Source organism: Pantoea sp. GM_Pan_4 (assembly GCF_026541005.1).
Classification (GTDB): domain Bacteria; phylum Pseudomonadota; class Gammaproteobacteria; order Enterobacterales; family Enterobacteriaceae; genus Pantoea; species Pantoea dispersa.
In genome coordinates this window covers 818,124-841,406 of record NZ_JALNUZ010000001.1, presented here as the reverse complement: position 1 = coordinate 841,406, position 23,283 = coordinate 818,124, and the positions used below count along the sequence as shown (strand labels likewise).

17 protein-coding genes and 1 pseudogene are annotated in these 23,283 nt (G+C 58.3%); 13 read left to right on the top strand and 5 right to left on the bottom strand.

Annotated elements, in window-relative coordinates; genetic code table 11:
- Positions 1–24: 24 nt before the first annotated feature.
- The 6 genes and pseudogenes from msbA (at position 25) to OXR61_RS04105 (ending at position 6,018) form a co-directional block, all read left to right on the top strand.
- Entirely contained in the window at positions 25–1,773 is a 1,749-nt protein-coding gene (msbA, locus tag OXR61_RS04130; protein WP_021508343.1) for a lipid A ABC transporter ATP-binding protein/permease MsbA, read from the top strand.
- Entirely contained in the window at positions 1,770–2,771 is a 1,002-nt protein-coding gene (lpxK, locus tag OXR61_RS04125) for a tetraacyldisaccharide 4'-kinase (RefSeq protein ID WP_021508342.1), read from the top strand. Before msbA ends, lpxK begins: the two co-directional genes overlap by 4 nt.
- A 20-nt stretch (positions 2,772–2,791) precedes the next feature.
- Positions 2,792–4,009, top strand: coding sequence for a winged helix-turn-helix domain-containing protein (locus tag OXR61_RS04120; protein ID WP_021508341.1), 1,218 nt, complete (start codon positions 2,792–2,794; stop codon positions 4,007–4,009).
- Positions 4,010–4,087: 78 nt separating this feature from the next.
- Positions 4,088–4,270: a Trm112 family protein gene (locus tag OXR61_RS04115; protein ID WP_010618270.1), complete on the top strand. Its 183-nt coding sequence runs from the start codon at positions 4,088–4,090 to the stop codon at positions 4,268–4,270.
- Complete coding sequence (gene kdsB / locus OXR61_RS04110; RefSeq protein WP_021508340.1) at positions 4,267–5,016, top strand: 3-deoxy-manno-octulosonate cytidylyltransferase; 750 nt, start codon at positions 4,267–4,269, stop codon at positions 5,014–5,016. The genes OXR61_RS04115 and kdsB overlap by 4 nt, the downstream gene beginning before the upstream one ends.
- A gap of 109 nt (positions 5,017–5,125) precedes the next feature.
- A pseudogene (locus tag OXR61_RS04105) lies at positions 5,126–6,018 on the top strand (YcbJ family phosphotransferase).
- On the opposite strand, the gene elyC reads toward OXR61_RS04105, so the two are convergent.
- Positions 5,998–6,783, bottom strand: a complete 786-nt coding sequence (gene elyC / locus OXR61_RS04100; protein ID WP_021508338.1) for an envelope biogenesis factor ElyC — start codon at positions 6,781–6,783, stop codon at positions 5,998–6,000. The pseudogene OXR61_RS04105 and the gene elyC overlap by 21 nt on opposite strands.
- A 124-nt stretch (positions 6,784–6,907) precedes the next feature.
- Here elyC and cmoM point away from each other — a divergent pair, with 124 nt between their 5' ends.
- The 7 genes from cmoM to OXR61_RS04065 all read left to right on the top strand — a co-directional run bounded on the left by cmoM (position 6,908) and on the right by OXR61_RS04065 (position 17,549).
- Complete coding sequence (cmoM, locus tag OXR61_RS04095; RefSeq protein ID WP_021508337.1) at positions 6,908–7,678, top strand: tRNA uridine 5-oxyacetic acid(34) methyltransferase CmoM; 771 nt, start codon at positions 6,908–6,910, stop codon at positions 7,676–7,678.
- Positions 7,679–7,689: 11 nt separating this feature from the next.
- Complete coding sequence (gene mukF / locus OXR61_RS04090; protein WP_021508336.1) at positions 7,690–9,012, top strand: chromosome partition protein MukF; 1,323 nt, start codon at positions 7,690–7,692, stop codon at positions 9,010–9,012.
- Positions 8,993–9,721: a chromosome partition protein MukE gene (mukE, locus tag OXR61_RS04085; protein WP_031279857.1), complete on the top strand. Its 729-nt coding sequence runs from the start codon at positions 8,993–8,995 to the stop codon at positions 9,719–9,721. Before mukF ends, mukE begins: the two co-directional genes overlap by 20 nt.
- Entirely contained in the window at positions 9,718–14,184 is a 4,467-nt protein-coding gene (gene mukB / locus OXR61_RS04080) for a chromosome partition protein MukB (RefSeq protein WP_021508334.1), read from the top strand. Before mukE ends, mukB begins: the two co-directional genes overlap by 4 nt.
- A 156-nt stretch (positions 14,185–14,340) precedes the next feature.
- On the top strand, positions 14,341–16,143 hold the full coding sequence (ldtD, locus tag OXR61_RS04075) for a L,D-transpeptidase (RefSeq protein ID WP_031279856.1): 1,803 nt from the start codon (positions 14,341–14,343) through the stop codon (positions 16,141–16,143).
- Positions 16,144–16,331: 188 nt separating this feature from the next.
- On the top strand, positions 16,332–16,883 hold the full coding sequence (locus OXR61_RS04070) for a YcbK family protein (RefSeq protein WP_031279855.1): 552 nt from the start codon (positions 16,332–16,334) through the stop codon (positions 16,881–16,883).
- Between the two features lie 36 nt (positions 16,884–16,919).
- On the top strand, positions 16,920–17,549 hold the full coding sequence (locus tag OXR61_RS04065) for an MBL fold metallo-hydrolase (RefSeq protein ID WP_021508331.1): 630 nt from the start codon (positions 16,920–16,922) through the stop codon (positions 17,547–17,549).
- 33 nt (positions 17,550–17,582) lie between these two features.
- On the opposite strand, the gene OXR61_RS04060 is transcribed toward OXR61_RS04065, so the two are convergent.
- The 4 genes from OXR61_RS04060 to pncB all read right to left on the bottom strand — a co-directional run bounded on the left by OXR61_RS04060 (position 17,583) and on the right by pncB (position 23,177).
- Complete coding sequence (locus OXR61_RS04060; RefSeq protein ID WP_021508330.1) at positions 17,583–18,773, bottom strand: amino acid aminotransferase; 1,191 nt, start codon at positions 18,771–18,773, stop codon at positions 17,583–17,585.
- Positions 18,774–18,973: 200 nt separating this feature from the next.
- Entirely contained in the window at positions 18,974–20,095 is a 1,122-nt protein-coding gene (ompC, locus tag OXR61_RS04055; RefSeq protein ID WP_021508329.1) for a porin OmpC, read from the bottom strand.
- Positions 20,096–20,395: 300 nt separating this feature from the next.
- Positions 20,396–21,796 carry an asparagine--tRNA ligase gene (gene asnS / locus OXR61_RS04050; protein ID WP_031279853.1) on the bottom strand — a complete coding sequence of 467 codons (1,401 nt, stop codon included), beginning with the start codon at positions 21,794–21,796 and terminating at the stop codon, positions 20,396–20,398.
- A gap of 175 nt (positions 21,797–21,971) precedes the next feature.
- On the bottom strand, positions 21,972–23,177 hold the full coding sequence (gene pncB / locus OXR61_RS04045) for a nicotinate phosphoribosyltransferase (RefSeq protein ID WP_040679804.1): 1,206 nt from the start codon (positions 23,175–23,177) through the stop codon (positions 21,972–21,974).
- Positions 23,178–23,283 lie beyond the last annotated feature (106 nt).

Here is a 23,283-nt window from a genome sequence, read left to right as displayed (position 1 = left end):
TATTTCAAACAGCGTGAATAAATAATGCATCAAGACAAAGACCTCTCAACGTGGCAGACATTTCGCCGACTCTGGCCGATGATTGCACCGCACAAGGCTGGCCTGATTGTGTCCGCCGTGGCGCTGATACTCAATGCGGCAGGCGACACCCTAATGCTCTCCCTGTTGAAACCTTTACTGGATGATGGTTTCGGCAAAGCCGACAAATCCGTTCTGCTGTGGATGCCGCTGGCGGTCATCGGCCTGATGCTGATCCGCGGCGTAACCAGTTATATCTCCAGTTACTGCATCTCATGGGTCTCCGGCAATGTGGTGATGAACATGCGCCGTCGCCTGTTCGGCCACATGATGGGCATGCCGGTTGCATTCTTCGATCAGCAGTCTACCGGTACGCTGCTGTCGCGGATTACCTACGATTCTGAACAGGTGGCCTCTTCCTCCTCCAGCGCGCTGGTGACGGTGGTACGCGAAGGCGCATCGATCATTGGCCTGTTCATCATGATGTTCTACTACAGCTGGCAGCTGTCACTGATTTTGATCCTGCTGGCGCCGCTGGTCTCTTTTGCCATCCGCACCGTATCCAAGCGCTTCCGCAGCATCAGTAAAAATATGCAGAACACCATGGGGCAGGTAACCACCAGTGCTGAGCAGATGCTGAAAGGGCACAAAGAAGTGCTGATTTTTGGCGGACAGGAAGTGGAAGCCGAGCGTTTCTCGCAGGTGAGCAATAAAATGCGCCAGCAGGGGATGAAACTGGTTTCGGCCTCTTCGATTTCCGATCCGGTGATCCAGCTGATCGCATCGTTGGCGCTGGCTTTTGTGCTGTATGCCGCCAGCTTCCCGAGCGTGATGGATACCCTGACTGCCGGTACCATCACCGTGGTGTTCTCGTCGATGATCGCCCTGATGCGTCCGCTGAAATCGCTGACCAACGTCAACGCCCAGTTCCAGCGCGGCATGGCGGCCTGTCAAACGCTGTTCACTATTCTGGATAGCGAGCAGGAGATCGACAACGGCAAGCGCGAAATCACGCGTGCAAAAGGGGATGTTGAATTCCGCAACGTGACCTTTACCTATCCGGGCCGCGACATTCCGGCGCTGCGTGATATTAATCTCACGCTGCCCGCGGGTAAAACCGTGGCGCTGGTGGGCCGTTCCGGCTCGGGTAAATCCACCATGGCCAGCCTGCTGACGCGTTTTTACGATATCAACGAGGGCGAGATTCTGCTGGATGGTCACGACCTGCGGGAATATACCCTGCGCTCGCTGCGTAATCAGGTGGCGCTGGTCTCGCAAAATGTCCATCTGTTCAACGACACCATCGCCAATAACATCGCTTATGCGCGCAACGGTGAATATACCCGCGAGCAAATCGAGCAGGCGGCGACCATGGCGCACGCTATGGACTTCATCAACAAGATGGATAACGGTCTTGATACGGTCATTGGTGAAAATGGCGTGCTGCTGTCTGGCGGCCAGCGTCAGCGTATCGCCATTGCTCGTGCGCTGCTGCGTGACTGCCCGATTTTGATTCTCGACGAAGCCACTTCGGCGCTGGATACCGAATCCGAGCGTGCCATCCAGTCGGCGCTGGACGAGCTGCAGAAGAACCGCACGTCGCTGGTGATTGCGCACCGTCTCTCCACCATTGAAAAGGCCGACGAAATCGTGGTGGTCGAGGATGGGCGAATCGTGGAACGCGGTACCCATGAGGTGCTGCTGGCGCAGAAAGGCGCTTACGCGCAGCTGCACAAACTGCAGTTCGGTCAATGATTGAACGTATCTGGAGCGGACGCTCGCCGCTGTGGCTGCTGTTGTGGCCGCTGAGTCTGCTGTATGGCGCTATCACCTGGCTGATTCGCCTAAGCTATCAGCGCGGCTGGCGTACCCGCTGGCGCGCGCCCTGTCCGGTCATTGTCGTTGGCAACCTGACCGCGGGCGGCAACGGTAAAACACCGCTGGTGATTTGGCTGGTGCAGGCGCTGCAACAGCAGGGGCTGCGTCCGGGTGTGGTGTCGCGCGGTTACGGTGGTAAAGCGGAACGCTATCCGCTGCTGGTCAATCAGGATAGCGCGACGGAACAGGCTGGTGATGAACCGGTGCTGATCGCCCAGCGCACTCAGGTGCCGGTGGCAGTGGCACCGCAGCGCCGGCAGGCAATTGAGGCCCTGCTGGCGGCGCATCCGCTGGATGTGATTGTGACGGATGATGGCCTGCAGCACTATGCGCTAGAGCGCGATCGCGAAATCGTGGTGGTGGATGGCGTGCGTCGCTTTGGCAACGGCTGGTGGTTACCGGCCGGACCGATGCGTGAAGGCGCATCGCGGCTGGAGCAGGTTGATGCCGTGGTGGTCAACGGGGGCAGCGCACAGGCTGGCGAGATCGCCATGACGCTGCAGCCGGGTCTGGCGGTCAATTTGCTGACCGGTGAACAGGCTGCGCTGATGCAGCTGCCGCCAATTGTCGCGATGGCCGGCATCGGTCATCCGCCGCGTTTCTTCACTACGCTGCAGCAGCAGGGCGTGCAGCCGGTGGCAGAGATCGCCTTTGCCGATCACCACGCTTACAGCGAAGAAGAGTTACGCAGCCTGACTCAGGATGCACAGTGCCTGCTGATGACGGAAAAAGACGCGGTCAAGTGCCGCCATTTTGCCCGCGCTAACTGGTGGTATCTGCCGGTGGATGCGCATCTGGCGGGCGCGCCGCTGGCCGCATTACTGGCCGATCTGACGCAACTCTGTACAGCTGCGCGCGACGCCCGGTCGCGCTAACCATCCAAAGGGACGACGTAATGACCAGCACGCATTCCCTCTCTCTGCAAACCGCCCGCAACCTGCACCTCTCTGCCCAGGGCCTGCTACGCCCGCCGCGCCGTCAGGCGCGTTTTGCCGATATTCACGCCTGTGTGCGGCAGATGTCGCTGCTGCAAATCGATACGATTAATGTGGTCGCGCGCAGTCCGTATCTGGTGCTGTTCAGCCGGCTGGGCGCTTTTCCTGCTGAGTGGCTGGAGCAAACGCTGGCGGCGGGCGCACTGTTTGAATACTGGGCGCATGAAGCCTGTTTTATCCCTTTTGAAGATTATCCGCTGCTGCGTCACCGCATGCTGGCACCGCAGCGCCTGGGCTGGAAATACAATCAGCAATGGGTGGATCAGCATCAGCAGGAGATCGCCGATCTGCTGCAACATATCGCCGCCACCGGTCCGGTTCGCGCCGCTGATTTTGCCAGCGACAAGCACACCAAACCCGGCTGGTGGGCGTGGAAGCCGCACAAGCGACATCTGGAGAACCTGTTTAGCGCCGGTGAACTGATGGTTGTCGGGCGCCGTAACTTCCAGCGCGTCTACGATCTGCGTAGCCGGGTGATGCCGCACTGGCGCGACGAGCAGCATGCGCTGAGCGAGAACGAGGCGGTGATGCAGATGCTGGAGCACAGCGCGCGCAGCCTCGGCATTTTCCGCGCCAGCTGGCTGGCCGATTACTACCGGCTGAAACGTGCGCCCATCGCACTCTGGCTGGCGCAGGCCGCTGAGCAGGGAGTGATTCAGCGCGTCGAGGTTGAGCAACTGGGTGAGATGTGGCTGCACCATACACTGCTGCCGCAACTTGCGCAGCCGCAGGCCGCCACGCACAGCGCGCTGCTGTCACCGTTTGATCCGGTGGTATGGGATCGCCGCCGCGCGCTTGAGTTGTTTAATTTTGATTACCGCATCGAGTGCTATACGCCGGAGCACAAACGTAAATACGGCTACTTTGTCCTGCCGCTGCTGCACCGCGGCGTACTGAAAGGGCGCGTCGATGCCAAAATGGATCGCCAGGCGCAGCGCCTGATTCTGCGAGCCTTCTGGCTGGAGCCCGGCGTGCGGATGAGCCAGCAGTTTCTCGCCGATGTGCATAAAGCCATTAACCGCTTCGCCGCCTGGCAGGGCGCCAGCGAAGTGGTGCTGGAAAACGCGCCTGATGCGCTGCGGGCCGCCTGGTCCACGCGCTGGCACGTCAGCATATAAGCCGATGGCGGCGCGCCGTCCCTGATTGCGCTATGGTATGCTAATCCTCTGACGTATCGGTCCTGAAAGGAGAAAAGTATGGATCACCGTTTACTTGAGATTGTGGCCTGTCCGGTCTGCAACGGAAAACTGTATTACAACAAAGAGCAGCAGGAGTTGATCTGCAAACCCGACGGCCTGGCGTTTCCGGTGCGAGACGGTATTCCGGTATTGCTGGAAGTAGAAGCGCGCACCCTGTCCGTTGAAGAGATTCATCCATGAGTTTCGTGGCGATTATTCCGGCACGCTACGCCTCCACGCGCCTGCCGGGCAAACCGCTGCTGGATATTCACGGTAAACCGATGGTGGTGCACGTGATGGAGCGTGCACGCGAGTCCGGTGCTGAGCGGGTGATTGTGGCCACCGATCATCCTGACGTGGCGGCGGCGGTGACCGCTGCCGGCGGGGAAGTCTGCATTACGCGTGCCGACCACCAATCTGGTACCGAGCGTCTGGCCGAGGTGATTGAAAAGTATCAGTTTGCTGACGATACCATCATCGTGAACGTGCAGGGCGACGAGCCGATGATTCCGGCCGAGATTGTGCGTCAGGTCGCGGACAATCTGGCCCAGGCGGATGCCGGCATGGCCACGCTGGCGGTACCGATTCACGAGGCAGAAGAGGCGTTCAATCCCAACGCGGTAAAAGTGGTCACCGATGCCAGCGGTTATGCGCTCTATTTTTCACGTGCGACCATTCCGTGGGATCGCGAACGTTACGCGCAGTCGCGTGAGCAGATTGGCGATACGCTGCTGCGCCACATCGGTATCTACGCCTATCGCGCCGGTTTCATCCGTCGCTATGTGGCATGGCAACCCTGTGCGCTGGAGCAGATCGAGTTGCTGGAGCAGCTGCGCGTACTGTGGTACGGCGAAAAGATCCACGTGGCGGTAGCGGCTACCGTTCCGAGCGTCGGTGTGGATACGCCGGACGATCTGTTGCGCGTGCGTGAAGCGATGCAGGCATAATCGTCAGCGGCCAGCGCCCCGGCTGGCCGCAAAGTTTGATCTGGCGCTAAGTTTTGCGCCGTCATGACCTCCAGGATGGTGCAATGAGTTAACTCCGGAGGACTCTTCCATGGAACAACTCCGTGCAGAACTGGCGCTGGTGCTGGGCGAAGGCGTCAGCCGGCTGGAAACCATCAGCGAACAGGCACAATCGCGGCTTTACGCCCTCTATGATGACCACGGCAAGCCGATGCCGCTGGTGGCCAAATATTTTCGTCATCAGGGACGCGCCGCGCTCGAAGCGAAAAAACTCACCATGCTGGCGCATGAAGGGCTGATTACGCTGCCCACGGTGTACGGCCTGGTTTTGAGTCAGCAACCGCCGGCGCATGAAATGCTGCTGCTGGCACGCTTAAATGGCGTATCGGCCGAAGCGCCGGCGCGCACGGCAGCGCGCTGGGAGCAGCTGTGTGAACAGATTGTCGAAGGGCTGCTGGCGTGGCACCGCATTGACAGCCATGGCCTGGTCGGCAGCGTTGACAGCGTGCAGGAAAATCGCTGGCCGGCATGGTATCGCCAGCGGGTGGAAGTGCTGTGGTCCACGCTGGGCTACCTGTCGCCCCCCGGATTTACCCACGCCGATCGTCAGATTCTGTTTCGCAGCCGTGAACAGCTGGCACAGCTGTTCACGGCTTTGACGATCCGTGCGTGCTAATGCACGGCAATCTGCGTCTCGCCAGTATGCTGAAAGACCCGCACAGCGATCAGCTGGTGGCGATGACCCAGCCGGGCACCATTTTGTGGGCACCGCGTGAGTATGAGCTGATGCGCCTGGCGGAAAACGGTGCTGAAGCATCGCTGCTGCAGCACTATTTACAGCGTGCGCCGGTGGATGACGGTTTCGTCTGGCGCCGCTGGCTCTATCAGCTGTGGGATTGCGTTGACACGCTGGTCAGCAGCGGCCAGTTTGACCGGCCGCGCTTTGACCATGCCCGCGCGCAGCTACTCCCCTGGCTCGGCTGAAGGTTCGCCACTGCCGCGCAGCCGCTGCCAGATCAGCCCCAGCGTTTCGTACACCGCGCGCTGGCTATGGCTGAGCCACAGCGGCGAGGGCAGCGTGCGATCCCAGACGCTGATCGGTGAGGTGATCGCCAGCTGGTTAGCCGGTGCCGGTAGCGGATTCAGGCCGGCGCTCTGGAAAAAGTGCATGGCGCGTGGCAGATGGTTGGCAGACGTCACCAGCAGAAACGGATGCTGCCCGATGGTCTGCTTCACCGCCAGCGCTTCTTCGCCGGTGTCATGCGGCTGATCCAGCACGATAATGGCATCGTCGGGCACGCCAAGGCTGCGCGCCACGTCAGCGGCAACGCTGGCGTTGCTGCGCGGATTGTAGCCCGCAGCGGCACCGGTGAAGATCATTTTGGCCTGAGGATAGCGTCGCCACTGGCGAACGCCTTCGGTCACGCGCGGCAGGCTGTTGTTCAGCAGGTTGGAGCTTGGTGCCCACTGCCGGTTATAGGTGTAACCCCCGCCCAGCACCACGATATAGTCCACCGGCTCGCTGCCATTCCACGTGGCATACTGGTTTTCCAGCGGGGCCAGCAGCCGATCGGCCACCGGTTGCAGGCTCAGCAGTAACAGCATCAGCCAGCTCAATGAGATAAGGATTTTGCCGCTTTTTTGCCAGCGGCTGAACCAGAGCAGTAAAAGTCCTGCCGCCATAAGCGTTAACAGCAATGGCAAAGGCAGTAGCATCGCGCCAATCCATTTTTTTAAGGCAAAAAACATCGAAAACGTCTCCTTTTGTCCGAAAAAACAGCAGCCAGACAGTTACTGCGGCATGAAAGGTTCATTCTTGTCGAGCCTGTGACAAAATAGCACAAGTTGAATGCAGCAAAGCGGAGCCATCACCATGCAGGATCGTAACTTTGACGATCTGGCGGATAAATTCTCGCAAAATATTTATGGCACCCGTAAAGGCCAGGTGCGTCAGGCGATCATCTGGGATGAGTTGAACGCCATTCTGCCGACGCTGCCCGCCGGCCCGCTGAGGGTGCTGGATGCCGGTGGTGGCGTCGGTCAGATCTCCAGCGGTCTTGCTGCGCAGGGGCACCAGGTACTGCTGTGCGACCTGTCGGGCGAGATGCTTAAGCTGGCCGCCGCCCATGCGCACAGCGCAGGTGTGAGCCACAACATGCAATTCAAACAAATTAGCGCGCAGCAGGTTGGCGAACATTTGGATAAGCCGGTGGATCTGGTATTGTTTCACGCTGTGCTTGAGTGGGTGGCGGATCCGCTGGCGGTGCTGCAGGCGCTGTGGCATACGCTGAAACCCGGTGGTGTGCTGTCGCTGATGTTTTATAACGCGCACGGCCTGACGTTCCGCACCCTGACGCTCGGCAATTTCGGCTATCTGCGCGCCAACATGAACAAGCGCAAAAAACGCACGCTGTCGCCGGATTTCCCCCGCGATCCTGACGATGTACAGCGCTGGCTGACGCAGTGCGGATTTATCACCGAGCAGCGTGCCGGTATCCGCGTGTTCAGTGACTACATGAAGCCGCAGCCCGGCGCCGGGAAGAGCGTTGAGGAAATTATTGAGATGGAACGGCGCTACTGTCGTCAGGAGCCCTTTTTGAGCTTAGGGCGCTATATCCACGTGACTGCGCGCAAACCCAGGTAGAAGGATCAACTATGAGCGAATTTTCCCAGACGGTCCCCGAACTGGTGGCATGGGCGCGCAAGAATGACTTTTCCCTTGCGCTGCCGGTAGAACGTCTGGCGTTTTTGCTGGCCATCGCCACCCTCAATGGGGAGCGCATGGACGGCGAGATGAGTGAAGGTGAGCTGATTGACGCCTTTCGTCACGTCAGCAAAGCATTTGAACAAACCCACGAAACCATTCAGGTCCGTGCCAACAACGCCATCAACGACATGGTGCGTCAGCGCCTGCTTAACCGCTTTACCAGCGAGCTGACCGAAGGTCACGCCATCTATCGTCTGACGCCACTGGCGATCGGCATCACCGACTATTACATCCGCCAGCGCGAATTTTCCACGCTGCGCCTGTCGATGCAGCTGTCGATTGTTGCGCAGGAGCTGAAGCGCGCCGCCGACGCCGCCGAGGAAGATGGCGACGAATTTCACTGGCATCGCAACGTCTTTGCGCCGCTGAAATATTCGGTCGCGGAAATCTTCGACAGCATCGACATGACGCAGCGCCTGATGGACGAACAGCAGCAGGCGGTAAAAAGCGATATCGCCGATCTGCTGAATAAAGACTGGCGCGCGGCCATCTCCAGCTGTGAGCTGCTGCTGTCGGAGACCTCCGGCACGCTGCGTGAACTGCAGGATACGCTGGAAGCGGCAGGCGACAAGCTGCAGGCTAATCTGCTGCGGATTCAGGACGCCACGCTGAGCAGCCCGGATCTGGGCTTCGTCGACAAGCTGGTGTTTGACCTGCAAAACAAGCTCGATCGCATCATCAGCTGGGGCCAGCAGGCTATCGATCTGTGGATCGGTTACGACCGCCACGTGCACAAATTTATTCGTACCGCCATCGACATGGATAAAAACCGCGTGTTCGCGCAGCGTTTACGCCAGTCGGTGCAGAACTATTTCGATCAGCCGTGGGCGCTGACCTACGCCAATGCCGACCGTCTGTATGACATGCGCGATGAAGAGATGACGCTGCGTAACGACGAGGTGATGGGCGAGCTGCCGCCGGAGATGGAGTACGAAGAGTTTAACGAAATCCGCGAGCAGCTGGCGGCGATGATTGAAGAAGCGCTGCAGATTTATAAGCAGCAGCAGAAGCCGCTGCATCTCGCCACGGTGATGCGTGACTATCTGGCGCAGTATCCCCGCGCGCGCCACTTCGACCTCGCACGCATCGTCATCGATCAGGCGGTGCGACTCGGCGTGGCCGAAGCCGATTTAGCCGGTCTGCCTGCGGAATGGCAGACCATCAATGATTACGGAGCCAAGGTGCAGGCACATGTCATCGACAAATATTGAACAAGTGATGCCGGTCAAACTGGCGCTGGCACTGGCAAACCCGATTTTTCCCGCGCTTGATAGCCAGTTACGCGCCGGCCGCCACATTGGTATTGAAGAGCTGGATAATCACGCTTTTCTGATGGATTACCAGCCGTTCTTAGAAGAGTTTTATGCGCGCTACAACGTTGAGCTGATCCGCGCACCGGAAGGGTTTTTCTATCTGCGTCCGCGCTCAACCACGCTGATCCCGCGCTCGGTGCTGTCCGAGCTCGACATGATGGTGGGTAAAATTCTCTGCTATCTCTACCTGAGCCCGGAGCGGCTGGCCAACGAGGGCATTTTCACCCAGCAGGAGCTGTACGACGAGCTGCTGTCGCTGGCGGATGAAAGCAGGTTGCTGAAGTTGGTTAACCAGCGCTCCACCGGGTCGGACCTGGATCGCGCCAAACTGCAGGAGAAGATGCGTGCGTCGCTCAGCCGTCTGCGCCGTCTCGGCATGGTGTGGTTTATGGGCAACGACAGCAGCAAATTCCGCATCATGGAGTCCGTTTTCCGCTTTGGTGCGGATGTGCGCAGCGGTGACGACGCACGTGAAGCGCAGCTGCGCCTGATTCGTGACGGTGAAGCGATGACGCTGGAGAACGCACCGGTCGCCAGTGAGAGCGACGAGGCAGAAAATGACAGCGAACACGACGCGAGCGAGCGCGCGGAGGATGAACAGGCATGATTGAACGCGGTAAATTTCGATCGCTCACGCTGATCAACTGGAACGGTTTCTTTGCCCGCACCTTTGATCTGGATGAGCTGGTCACCACGCTGTCCGGCGGTAACGGTGCCGGTAAATCGACCACCATGGCGGCGTTTGTTACGGCACTGATTCCGGACTTAACCCTGCTGCATTTCCGTAACACCACCGAAGCCGGTGCCACGTCCGGCTCGCGCGATAAGGGCCTGCACGGCAAACTGCGCGCGGGCGTCTGCTATGCGGTGCTGGACGTGGTCAACTCGCGCCATCAGCGCGTGGTGGCTGGCGTGCGCCTGCAGCAGGTGGCCGGACGCGATAAGAAAGTCGACATCAAGCCGTTCAGTATCCACGGGCTGCCGACCGATACGCTGCCAACCGATATGCTGACCGAAATTCTTGGCAGCCGTCAGGCGCGCGTGCTGCCGCTGGCAGAAGTGAAGGAGCGGGTGGAAGCGCAGGAGGGCGTGCAGTTCCGCCAGTTCAGCTCGGTCACGGACTACCACGCCATGATGTTTGAGCTCGGCGTGGTGCCGCGTCGTCTGCGCACCGCCGGCGATCGCAGCAAATTCTACCGTCTGATCGAAGCCTCGCTGTATGGCGGTATCTCCAGCGCCATTACCCGCTCGCTGCGTGATTACCTGCTGCCGGAAAACGGTGGCGTGCGTAAAGCGTTCCAGGATATGGAAGCGGCGCTGCGCGAAAACCGCATGACGCTGGAAGCGATTCGCGTCACGCAGTCGGATCGCGATCTGTTTAAGCATCTCATCTCTGAAGCCACCAGCTACGTTTCTGCCGACTACATGCGCCACGCCAACGAGCGTCGCATCCATCTCGACGGTGCGCTGCAGCTGCGTAACGAGCTGTTCACCAGCCGCAATCAGCTGGCATCGGAACAGTATCGTCACATCGAAATGGCGCGCGAACTCTCTGAGCACAACGGCGCAGAGAGCGATCTGGAAACCGATTATCAGGCGGCGAGCGATCACCTTAATCTGGTCCAGACGGCGATGCGTCAGCAGGAGAAGATCGCGCGTTACGACGCCGATCTGGAAGAGCTGACTTATCGTCTCGAAGAGCAGAATGAAGTGGTGGCCGAAGCGCGTGAGGTGCAGGAAGAGAACGAAGCGCGCGCTGAAGCGGCGGAAATTGAAGTCGACGAGCTGAAAAGCCAGCTGGCCGATTTTCAGCAGGCGCTTGATGTGCAGCAAACCCGCGCCATCCAGTATCAGCAGGCGTTGCAGGCGCTGGAAAAAGCGCGGGCGCAGTGCCAGCTGCCGGACCTCACCATCGACAACGCCGCAGAGTGGCAGGAAACCTTCCAGGCGCGCGAAGAAGAGGCCACCGAACGGCTGCTGCGCCTGGAGCAGAAGCTGAGCGTGGCGGAAGCGGCGCACAGCCAGTTTGAACAGGCGCTGGCGCTGGTCACCAGCATTGCCGGCGAGGTAAGCCGGCAGGATGCGTGGCAGGTCGGGCGCGAATTGCTGCGCGATGCCGCTAACCAGCGCCATCATGCCGAACAGCTCTCTTCGCTGCGTCTGCGTCTCAACGAACTGGAAACCCGCCTGCGCGAGCAGCATGACGCCGAACGTCTGCTGGCCGACTTCTGTAAACGTCAGGGCCAGCATTATGACGCTGACGCGCTGGAAGGCCTGCAGCGTGAACTGGAAGCGCAGATAGAGCAGCTGAACGAAAGCGTGGCCGACGCCGGTGAACGCCGCATGCTGATGCGCCAGGAGCTGGAGCAGCTGCGCGAGCGCATCACTGCGCTGACCGCGCGGGCACCGCACTGGCTGGCGGCGCAGGAGATTCTCACCCAACTGAGCGAGCAGACCGGCCAGACGCTGAGCAGCAGCCAGCAGATCACCGAATATATGCAGCAGCTTCTGGAGCGCGAGCGTGAAACCACCGTCGAGCGTGATGAAGTGGCGGCGCGCAAGCGTGAGGTGGAGCAGCAGATTGCGCGGCTCAGCCAGCCGGGCGGGGCGGAAGATGCGCGCCTGACCCAGCTGGCGGAGCGGTTTGGCGGCGTGCTGCTGTCAGAAATTTACGATGACGTGACGCTGGATGATGCGCCGTACTTCTCCGCGCTGTATGGCCCATCGCGTCACGCCATTGTGGTACCGGACCTGTCGCTGGTGCGCGAGATGCTCGACGGCCTTGAAGAGTGTCCGGAAGATCTCTATCTGATCGAAGGCGATCCGCAGTCGTTTGATGACAGCGTCTTTAGCGTCGACGAGCTGGAAAATGCGGTCGTTGTCAAAGTGGCGGAGCGCCAGTGGCGTTATTCGCGCTTCCCGAAAGTGCCGCTGTTTGGTCGCGCGGCGCGGGAAAATCAGCTGGAGCTGTTGAACAATGAGCGCGACCAGCTGGCCGAACGTTTTGCCACGCTGTCATTTGACGTGCAGAAAACCCAGCGTCTGCATCAATCGTTTAGCCGCTTTATCGGCAGCCACCTGGCGGTGGCCTTCGACGAAGATCCGGAAGCGCAGATGCGTCAGCTCAACAGCCGTCGTGGCGAGCTGGAGCGTGCGCTGGCGCAGCACGAGAATGACAATCAGCAGCAGCGTGCCCAGTTCGAGCAGGCAAAAGAGGGTGTGGCGCAGCTCAACCGCCTGCTGCCGCGCGTTAACCTGTTGCTTGACGACTCGCTGGCCGACCGCTGCGAAGAGATTCGTGAGCGGGTGGAAGAAGCCCAGGAAGCCGCGCGCTTCCTGCATCAGCACGGCGCGAAACTCAGCAAACTGGAGCCGCTGGTGGCGGTGCTGCAGAGCGATCCGCAGCAGCACGAACAGCTAACGCGTGATTATCAGCAGGCGCAGCAGCAGCAGCGCGAAGCGCGTCAGCAGGCATTTGCCCTGACCGAAGTGGTGCAGCGCCGCGCGCACTTCAGCTATGAAGATTCGGCTGGCATGCTGACCGGTAACAGCGATCTCAACGAAAAACTGCGCCAGCGTCTGGAGCAGGCAGAAGGCGAACGCAGCCGCGCGCGCGAACGACTGCGTGAACATCAGGCGCAGCTGACGCAGTATTCCCAGGTGCTGGCATCGCTGAAGAGTTCGTACGACGCCAAGCGCGACATGCTGAAAGAGTTGCAGCAGGAGATGCAGGATATTGGCGTGCACGCCGATGCCAGCGCCGAGGAGCGCGCGCGCAGCCGGCGTGACGAACTCTACACGGCGCTCAGCCACAACCGTGCGCGTCGCAATCAGCTGGAGAAACAGCTCACCTTCTGCGAAGCCGAAATGGATAGCCTGCAGAAGAAACTGCGCAAGCTGGAGCGCGATTATCATCTGATGCGTGAGCAGGTTGTCAGCGCCAAAGCGGGCTGGTGCACCGTACTGCGTCTGGTGAAAGAGAACGGCGTCGAGCGCCGTCTGCATCGCCGCGAACTGGCTTACCTGAGCGGCGATGAGCTGCGCTCGATGTCGGATAAAGCCCTCGGTGCACTGCGCCTGGCGGTTGCGGATAATGAACACCTGCGCGATGTGCTGCGCATGTCGGAAGATCCAAAACGGCCGGAGCGCAAGATTCAGTTCTTTATCGCCGTCTATCAGCATCTGCGTGAACGTATCCGTCAGGACATTATTCGTACCGACGATCCGGTTGAAGCCATCGAGCAGATGGAGATTGAGCTGAACCGCCTGACCGAAGAGCTGACGGCGCGTGAGCAGACGCTGGCGATCAGCTCGCGCAGTGCGGCCAATATCATCCGCAAAACCATTCAGCGCGAGCAGAACCGCATCCGTCAGTTGAACCAGGGCCTGCAGGCGGTGAGCTTTGGCCAGGTGCGCAGCGTGCGGCTGAACGTCAACGTACGCGAAACGCACGCCATGCTGCTGGATACGCTGTCGGAAGAGCATGAACAGCATCAGGATCTGTTTACCAGCAATCGCCTCACGTTCTCGGAAGCGCTGGCGAAGCTGTATCAGCGTCTCAATCCGCAGATTGATATGGGCCAGCGCACGGCGCAGACCATCGGTGAAGAGCTGCTCGACTACCGCAACTACCTTGAGATGGAAGTGGAAGTGAACCGCGGCTCAGACGGCTGGCTGCGCGCCGAAAGCGGGGCGCTGTCGACCGGTGAAGCGATCGGTACCGGTATGTCGATTCTGGTGATGGTGGTGCAGAGCTGGGAAGAGGAGTCACGGCGTCTGCGTGGTAAAGATATTTCACCGTGCCGCCTGCTGTTCCTCGATGAAGCCGCGCGTCTTGATGCGCGCTCCATCGCCACGCTGTTCGAACTGTGCGAGCGTCTGGAAATGCAGCTGGTGATTGCCGCGCCGGAGAATATCAGTCCGGAAAAAGGCACCACTTATAAGCTGGTACGTAAAGTCTTTAACAATACGGAGCATGTGCACGTGGTCGGACTGCGCGGTTTCTCCGCCGATCCGACGCCGGTGAAACAGGAAAATCCCGGCGCAGGCGTGGCCACTGAAAATAGCTAGCAGCAAATCTGGTTAAAAATTCAGGCTGCGGTTAATCTGTAAACGGCATCGGCCCTGCGAGGCGGATGCCGTTTTTTATTTTATACTCAACCATAAGAGTACAGGCGGTACACGGCGTTTTCAGGATGCTGTGTCTTTGGTAAGAAGGGGGCAGGGATGTTGCTGAACAAGAAGAGCAGAGTTAATCGTGCTGCAATAGCACTCAGTTTGTCACTGATGGCGGCACCGCTGGCTATCAGCCAGGCGGCAGACGTCAGCGCGCTGCCGCACAGCACGCAGTCAGTGGCTGCCAGCCAGCAGCAAATTCAGCAGGCATTTAGCCCCAGCGAACGACCCTTTTATCTGCCCGGCCTCGCCGGCATCTATGCGGCACGCAATATGGCACCGCTGTGGCAGGATCGCGACGCCGTGCAGGCTTTCCAGCAGCAGCTGGCAGAAGTGGCGCTCTCCGGCGTACAGCCGCAGTTTACCCGCTGGGTAGAGTTGCTCACCAATCCGGATATCAAAGGCTTCGCGCGGGACGTGGTGCTGAGCGACGCCATGCTTGGCTATCTGCAGTTTGTCGCTAACGTACCGACCCAGGGCGAAACCTGGCTGTACAGCAATGTACCGTACAAGCTGACCATGCCGTCACTCTCCGCCATTAATCAGTGGCAGAACGCGGTGAACGGCGGCGGCAGCCGCGCCTTTGTGGTGTCGCTGCAGCCGCAGCATCCGCAGTACGCACCGATGCACAGTGCGTTAAAAGCGTTGCTGACCGATAACCGGCCGTGGCCGCAGCTGCGCGATAAGGGCACGCTGCGCCCGGGGCAGATCAGCGATGATGTGCCGGCGCTGCGTGAGATTTTGCAGCGCACCGGGATGCTGACCGGCACGCACAGCGCGACGCCCACGCCAGCCGACGATGCCGTCCCGACGGCGCCGCAGCCGGTGAGTCAGAGCGATCAGCCCGTGGCCGTCAGTCCGTCGGCCACCAGCGTCAGCGATCTGCCGGCGCAGGTTCCGCAGGCCAGCGGCAACATCAGCACGGTCACCCCGGCTGCCAGCAATAATGTTTACGACAACACGCTGGTGGAGGGGGTAAAACGCTTCCAGCACTGGCAGGGACTGGCAGACGACGGTGCCATCGGCCCGCGTACCCGCGAGTGGCTGAATGTTTCCCCGCAGATGCGTGCGGCGCTGCTGGCGCTGAATATTCAGCGTCTGCGTCTGCTGCCGGATGACATGCACAACGGCATCATGGTGAATATTCCCAACTATTCCCTGACCTACTACAACAACGGCAATACCATTCTGTCCTCGCGGGTGATTGTAGGTCGTCCGGACCGCAAAACGCCGCTGATGCGCAGCGCGCTCAACAATGTGGTGCTCAATCCACCGTGGAACGTGCCCACCACGCTGGTGCGCCAGGATATCGTGCCGAAGGTGAAGCAGGATCCGAGCTATCTGTATAAGCACGGCTACACGCTGCTGTCGGGCTGGAGCGCTGATGCGGAAGTGATCGATCCGTCGATGATTGACTGGCACATGGTGTCCGCCGCCAGTTTCCCGTATCGCATTCGTCAGGCGCCGGGTGCCAGCAACTCGCTGGGCCGCTATAAATTCAACATGCCGAGTTCAGACGCAATTTATCTGCATGACACGCCGAACCATGGCCTGTTCCAGCGTGATATCCGCGCGCTCAGCTCCGGCTGCGTGCGCGTTAACAAAGCTTCTGAACTGGCCGATCTGCTGTTGCAGGACGCGGGCTGGAACGACAGCCGTATCTCCGACACGCTGAAGCAGGGCGATACGCGCTACGTGCCGATTCGCCATCGTATTCCGGTCAATCTCTACTACCTTACGGCCTGGGTGGCGGACGACGGCCAGCCGCAGTATCGTACAGATATTTACAATTATGATAACCCGGCGCGCTCCGGCAGCCAGGTGCTGACCAAAGCGGGGCAGCTGCTGCTCTAAGCGTTGATTTCCCTGTTATCCCTCCCTCAAAGAAAATGGCAAGACCGGTCTGGAAAATTGATTTCAGACCGGTTTTGCGCATTCTGTGACAGATTGCGGGTTGACTGCTCACCAGGCTGCGGTTACTGTTCGGCCTTGTGTACTTTTTGCACATATTTTTATCGTTTTAGATTAGGTAACCCCGCTTCATGGCTAATTTTGATTCTCAACGTCGTCGTTTATTGCTGCTGGGTGGCGCAGCGGCTGGATTGTCACTGCTGCCAGGTGCAGCGCTGGCGTCAGTTTCTACCTCCCGCCCCCGGGTATTAACGCTCAGTAACATGCATACCGGTGAAACCCTCAAAACTGAGTTTTTTAACGGTAAGAGTTATGACAAGGATGAGTTAGCTCGCTTAAACCACTTCTTCCGTGATTACCGCGCCAATCAGGTTAAACACATCGATCCGCATCTGTTTGACCAGCTGTATCGTTTGCAGACGCTGCTCAACACGCGCAAACCGGTGCAGCTGATCTCCGGCTACCGTACGCTGGCGACCAATAATATGCTGCGTGAATCGGGCCCTGGCGTGGCTAAACACAGCTATCACACCAAAGGGCAGGCGATGGATTTCCACATTGAGGGCATTTCTCTCAGCAATGTTCGCAAAGCGGCGTTATCTATGCGCGCCGGTGGTGTAGGATATTACCCGCGCAGCAACTTCGTACACATTGATACCGGGCCTGCAAGGCACTGGTCCTGATACCGGCAGCGCTGCGTGTGTCGGTCATGGAGCGCTATGAATTACCTGATTATTCCGGTCACCGCCTTTTCACAGAACTGTTCCGTTATCTGGGATGATGAGACGCAGCAGGCTGCGCTGGTTGATCCCGGCGGCGATGCCGAAACCATTATTGCCGTGCTGGCGGAGCGAGGCTTAACGCCGTCGCAAATCCTGCTGACCCACGGCCATCTCGATCACGTCGGTGCTGCTGCCGAACTGGCGCAGCACTATCAGGTGCCGATCGTCGGGCCGCAGCCAGCCGATGCCTTCTGGCTGGATAACCTGCCCACTCAAAGCCGGATGTTTGGTTTGCCGGAGTGTGCGCCGCTGACGCCAGATCGCTGGCTGGAAGAGGGCGAAACGGTACAGCTGGGCAACGTGACGCTGGAAGTGCTGCACTGTCCAGGGCATACGCCTGGCCATATCGTGTTCTTTGACCGTGCTGGCCGTCTGTTGATCTCAGGTGATGTGATTTTTAACGGTGGCGTCGGACGCACCGATTTTCCGCAGGGCAGCCACAGCGATCTGATCGCGGCCATCCGGGATAAACTTCTGCCGCTGGGTGATGATGTGACGTTTGTCCCCGGCCATGGCCCGATTTCCACCCTCGGCCACGAGCGCGTCAGTAATCCTTTCCTGCAATAAAAAAAATGGGCCATCAGGCCCATTTTTCGTTGGTCACAGCACGGCGACTATCGCTTCGCACAGCGCCGACATATTATCCGGCGTCATGCCTGCCACGTTAACGCGACCGGAATTCACCGCATACACGCCAAACTCCTCACGCAGACGCACCACCTGATCTTTGGTCAGACCGCTGAACGAGAACATGCCGTTCTGTTTGATGATGAAGCTGAAATCGCGCTGTGCGCCTTTCTCCGCCAGGGTATTCACAAACAGCTGACGCATGCGCTGAATGCGCTGACGCATGTCGGTCAGTTCCTGCACCCAGATGGTACGCAGCGCGTCGTTACCGAGAATGGTGGCGACCACGGCAGCACCGTGCGACGGCGGGTTAGAGTAGTTGGCGCGGATGCTGTATTTCACCTGGCTGAATGCTGTCTTCGCCACGTCGGCCGTTGCCGCTACCAGCGTCAGCGCACCGACACGCTCGTTGTACAGACCAAAGTTTTTCGAGTAGGAGCTGGCAACGATCAGTTCCTGATGGGACGCTGCGAAAATGCGCAGGCCTTCAGCATCTTCATCCAGACCGCGTGCGAAGCCCTGGTAGGCGAAATCGAACAGTGGCAGCCAGCCTTTCTCCAGCGACAGCTGCGCCAGCTGTTGCCACTGGTCAGCGGTAGGATCGATACCGGTCGGGTTATGGCAGCAGCCGTGGAACAGCACCACGTCGCCCGCCTGCGCTTCCTGCAGCGAGGCCAGCATGCCGTCGAAGTCGAGGCTGTGGGTCGCCGCATCGTAATACTGGTAATCACACACTTCCAGACCAGCGGCGTTGAACACGTTTTTGTGGTTCGGCCAGCTGGGATTGCTCACCCAGACGCGTTTGACGTTGGTTTGCGTAGCGAGGAAATCCGCGGCGACGCGCAGCGCACCGGTACCGCCCGGCGTCTGCGCGGTGCAGGCGCGGCCAGCGCTAATCAGCGCGTTCTCTTTGCCAAACAGCAGTTCCTGCGTGCAGCGCGCGAAATCAGCCAGACCATCAATGCTGAGGTAGTTTTTGGTGGTCTCGTTCTCCAGCAGATACTGCTCAGCTTTTTTCACACTGGTCAGCACCGGCGTTTTGCCGGTTTCATCTTTATAAACACCAATGCCAAGATTGATTTTATTCGGGCGGTCGTCGGCGCGAAACAGGTCAGCCAGTCCCAGAATAGGATCGGCTGGTGCGGCAGAGATTGATTCAAACATGAGTCAGTTCCGTTAGGGTGAACTTTAGCAAAATGAGCTATCAGGTTAACGTCAGACGCAACGCTTGCCAACCGCTGACATAAAAAAGAAATAACTGTGGCGTATAAAGTAATGGCGCTAATCGGGAGCCCGATCACTGAAATGCAAAACGGAGCCCGAAGGCTCCGTTTCTGAGGTGTTACGCAGTTCGAATCGGCAGATTAGAACTGGTAAACCAGGCCAACGCCAACCACGTCGTCGGTAGAAGTACCGGTAGAACGGGTGAAGTCGTTGTCGTCCAGCAGGTTGATTTTGTAGTCAACGTAGGTGGACATGTTTTTGTTGAAGTAGTAGTAGGTACCCACTTCGATGTATTTAACCAGGTCAGCATCGCCGCCGCCGAAGGTACCTACAGAGTTCAGGTCCTTGCCTTTAGACTGCAGGTAAGCGATGGATGGACGCAGACCGAAGTCGAACTGGTACTGAGCAACCACTTCGAAAGCCTGAGCTTTGTTAGCAGCAAAGTTATATGGAGTGCTTACACCATCAACAATATTGGAACCGTTGTTGCCGTACTGAGTCAGGTTACGAGATTCGCCGTAGAATGCTGCCAGGTAAACGTTGTTGGCGTCGTATTTCAGACCGAAACCGTATGCATCTGCTTTCTCACCGTTGCCATCCAGCTGCTGCTGATTGGTACGATCTGAAGAGAAGTATGCACCCACTGCGCTGATGCCCATGCCAGTGTCATAGGACAGAGAGGTACCCCAGCCATCACCGTTGTCGTAACGTGGACCGCGGCCTTCGTTTTTGCCCTGATACTGAACAGCAAAGCCCAGACCGTCAACCAGACCGAAGAAGTTGCTGTTGCGGTAAGTTGCCAGGCCGTTTGAGCGACCGGTCATGAAGTTGTCATTGTCCTGATACAGGGTATCATCACCAAACACTGGCAGCTGGTCAGTGTAAGACATTGCGTCGTACAGTACGCCGTAGTTACGGCCGTAATCGAAGGAGCCTGCATCAGCAAATTTCAGACCGGCGAAGCCCAGACGGGTTTTAGAACCGCTGGTACCCTGAGATTCAGCTACGTTAGCCTGTACGTTGTATTCCCACTGACCGTAACCGGTCAGCTGGTCGGTAATCTGAGTTTCACCCTTGAAGCCAAAACGAACATAAGATTTGTCGCCGTCATCATCAGTGTTGTCAGAGAACTGGTGACGCGCATCAACTTTACCGTAGAGGTCCAGTTTGTTGCCATCTTTGTTATAGATTTCTGCTGCGTTTGCTGCGCCGGCAGCTAACAGAGCAGGGATAACCACTGCAAGAATGTTGCGCTTCATCATTATTTATTACCCTCATTGGAGTTATTTGGACATCTGCCACTGCCGTCAAGAAACCTTTACGGGAACCTTGAAAGAAGTTTGATGTCTCCTGTGTCTGCACGCATCTTTCCATCACGGGGTTGCTAATTCTAGCCCGAAAATGATTCAATTCTCGTAATTACGTATCAAAAAGCAAAATTGTATTACAATTTGTAAAATATCGGGAACTTTGTGAGAGAACTCAAAATTTACAAAAATAAAAAAAGGCCGGCAGGGCCGACCTCAATATATATATGAATTTCTTATATTTAATCTTAAATCCTAGAAATTCGCGTTACGTGGCGTGCGTGGGAACGGGATAACGTCTCTTACATTTTGTACGCCGGTGACATAGGCGATCAAACGTTCGAAACCTAAACCGAAGCCGGCATGTGGCACGGTGCCATAGCGACGCAGGTCACGATACCACCAGTAATCTTCTTTATTCAGGCCCATTTCAGCGAGGCGCGCATCCAGTACATCAAGACGCTCTTCACGCTGGGAACCGCCGATGATTTCACCGATGCCCGGTGCCAGCACGTCCATCGCCGCCACGGTTTTACCGTCGTCGTTCATACGCATGTAGAACGCTTTGATATCTTTCGGGTAGTTCTTCACTACCACCGGCGCTTTAAAGTGTTTCTCCGCCAGATAACGCTCGTGTTCGGAAGAGAGATCGACGCCCCATGACACCGGGTTCTCGAAGCTCTGGCCGCTTTTCAGCAGGATGTCGACGGCGTCGGTATAGTCTACCTGGGCGAAATCCGTGGTGATGAAGCGCTCCAGACGGGCGATGGCCTCTTTATCCACGCGCTCGGCGAAGAACGCCATATCATCAGCGCGCTCTTCCAGCACCGCTTTAAACACGTACTTCAGCATCGCTTCCGCCAGGGCAGCTGCATCGTCCAGCGTGGCGAACGCCACTTCCGGTTCCAGCATCCAGAATTCCGCTAAGTGACGGCTGGTATTCGAGTTTTCGGCACGGAACGTCGGGCCAAAGGTATAAACTTTGGACAGCGCACAGGCGTAGGTCTCGGCGTTCAGCTGGCCGGAAACGGTCAGGAAAGCCTCTTTACCAAAGAAGTCTTTATCGAAATCGACTTTGCCCTGCGGGTCGCGCGGCAGGTTTTCCAGATCCAGCGTTGAGACGCGGAACATCTCGCCGGCACCTTCGGTGTCAGAGGCGGTGATCAGCGGCGTGGAGACCCAGAAATAGCCGTTTTCATGGAAGAAGCGATGCAGCGCCTGCGCCAGCGTATGACGTACGCGCGCCACGGCACCGACAATATTGGTGCGCGGACGCAGGTGCGCCACTTCACGCAGGTATTCGATGCTGTGACGTTTAGCCGCCATCGGATAGGTATCCGGATCGTCCACCCAGCCGGTGACTTCAACCTGGGTCGCCTGCAGTTCGAATGCCTGGCCTTCACCCGGCGACTCCACCACTTTACCGGTGACGATCACCGAACAGCCGGTGGTCAGACGCAGCACTTCATCCTGATAATTATTCAGAGAATTATTGACGACGGCCTGAACGGGATTAAAGCAGGAACCGTCATAAACGGCGATGAAGGAAAGACCGGCTTTGGAATCTCTTCGGGTACGTACCCAACCACGTACGGTGACTTCACTGTCAACCGCGACACGGCCGTGCAGTACATCCGCTACAGGCACTACGCTCATAAAAATCTCTCTATATAAATGAAGATGGAGTGAAATAAGCCCCATTCCGGGGTTTAGCTATGTTACTTGCGAGCCACCAGGAAACAAGCAAAATTGCCGGAGAATAAAGAGATTTTCTGGCGCAGAGCAGGGCGCAGGCACCCTGCTCAGGCCGCAGGCACCCTGCTCAGGCCGATTAGCTGGCGCGTTTGACCAGCGGCAGGTCGAAGGCTTTGCGCAGGGCGCGCACGAAGGCTTTATCCTGGCAGATGGTTTTACCGGGACTGTCGGAGAGTTTGGCCACCGGTTTGCCGTTGCAGCTCACCAGTTTGATCACGATATTCAAAGGCGTGACGCCGGGAATATCGCAGGTGAGGCGGGTGCCGATGCCAAATACCACGTTCGCGCGCTGACCGAAATGCCGATACAGCGCCAGCGCTTTATCGAGGTTGAGATTGTCGGAGAACACCAGCGTTTTGCTGAGCGGATCGATATTCAGCCGCTGATAATGCGCAATGGCTTTTTCTCCCCACTCCACCGGATCGCCCGAATCATGGCGAAGGCCCTGATAGCGATGGGCAAAACCGGGGCCGAAATCACGCAGGAAGGCGTCCATCGTGATGCAGTCGGTCAGGGCAATGCCGAGCTGGTTATCGTACTCATCCAGCCACGACTGCAGCGCCGCGCGCTGGCTGTTGGCCAGTACCGGGCTGATCTGCTGATGTGCCTGGAACCATTCGTGTGCCTGGGTTCCGACCGGGTTAAGCTGCAACCGGCGCGCCAGATCGTAGTTACTGGTGCCCAGCAGCCACGGGAATTCGTTTTTCAGCGTGCTGACAATCGCTTCCTGCACCGCGCGCGAATAACGACGGCGTGTGCCAAAGTCCATTAGCTGGAAGCGCGACATATCGAGATCGCCTACCTGCTCACGGAAGTGCACCAGCTTCTGCTGCAGATGCGCCACCGCCTGTTCCGCGCCGCTTTCCGGCGTCCGGTGACGGTGTACCACTTCGCTGATCAGCGCCAGCAGCGGCACTTCCCACAGAATCACTTCACGCCACGGGCCGCGAATCTGAATGCGCAGATGCCCGTGATCGTCGCGCACCTCAACCTGCGAGGCATCGAAGCGGAACTGGCGCAGCCAGTCGAGATAATCCTGCTGGAAAAACGGTAAGCTGCTGAGGTAACGATATTCGTCATCGCTCAGCGCCAGAGATTGCATGGCAGTAATGTGCGTGCGGATGGCCTCGGCATACTGGCCGAGCTGCTCATCGCTGCGGCAGCGAAATTCTGCCGTTACCGGGACATCGTAGTAACGATGATAAACGGCCTGCTGCATGTGAAGCTTATAGGCATCGGTATCAAGCAGCGTGGTCAAAATCGGGGAAGCGTGTCCAGTCATGGTGCGTTTCAGCATCCTCTTCCGCGGAGCAGAGCCCGGTATTCAACAAAGTCATAAAGACGCAGGAGTATAAAACAGTAATCACCGCGATCACACCATAATTGCA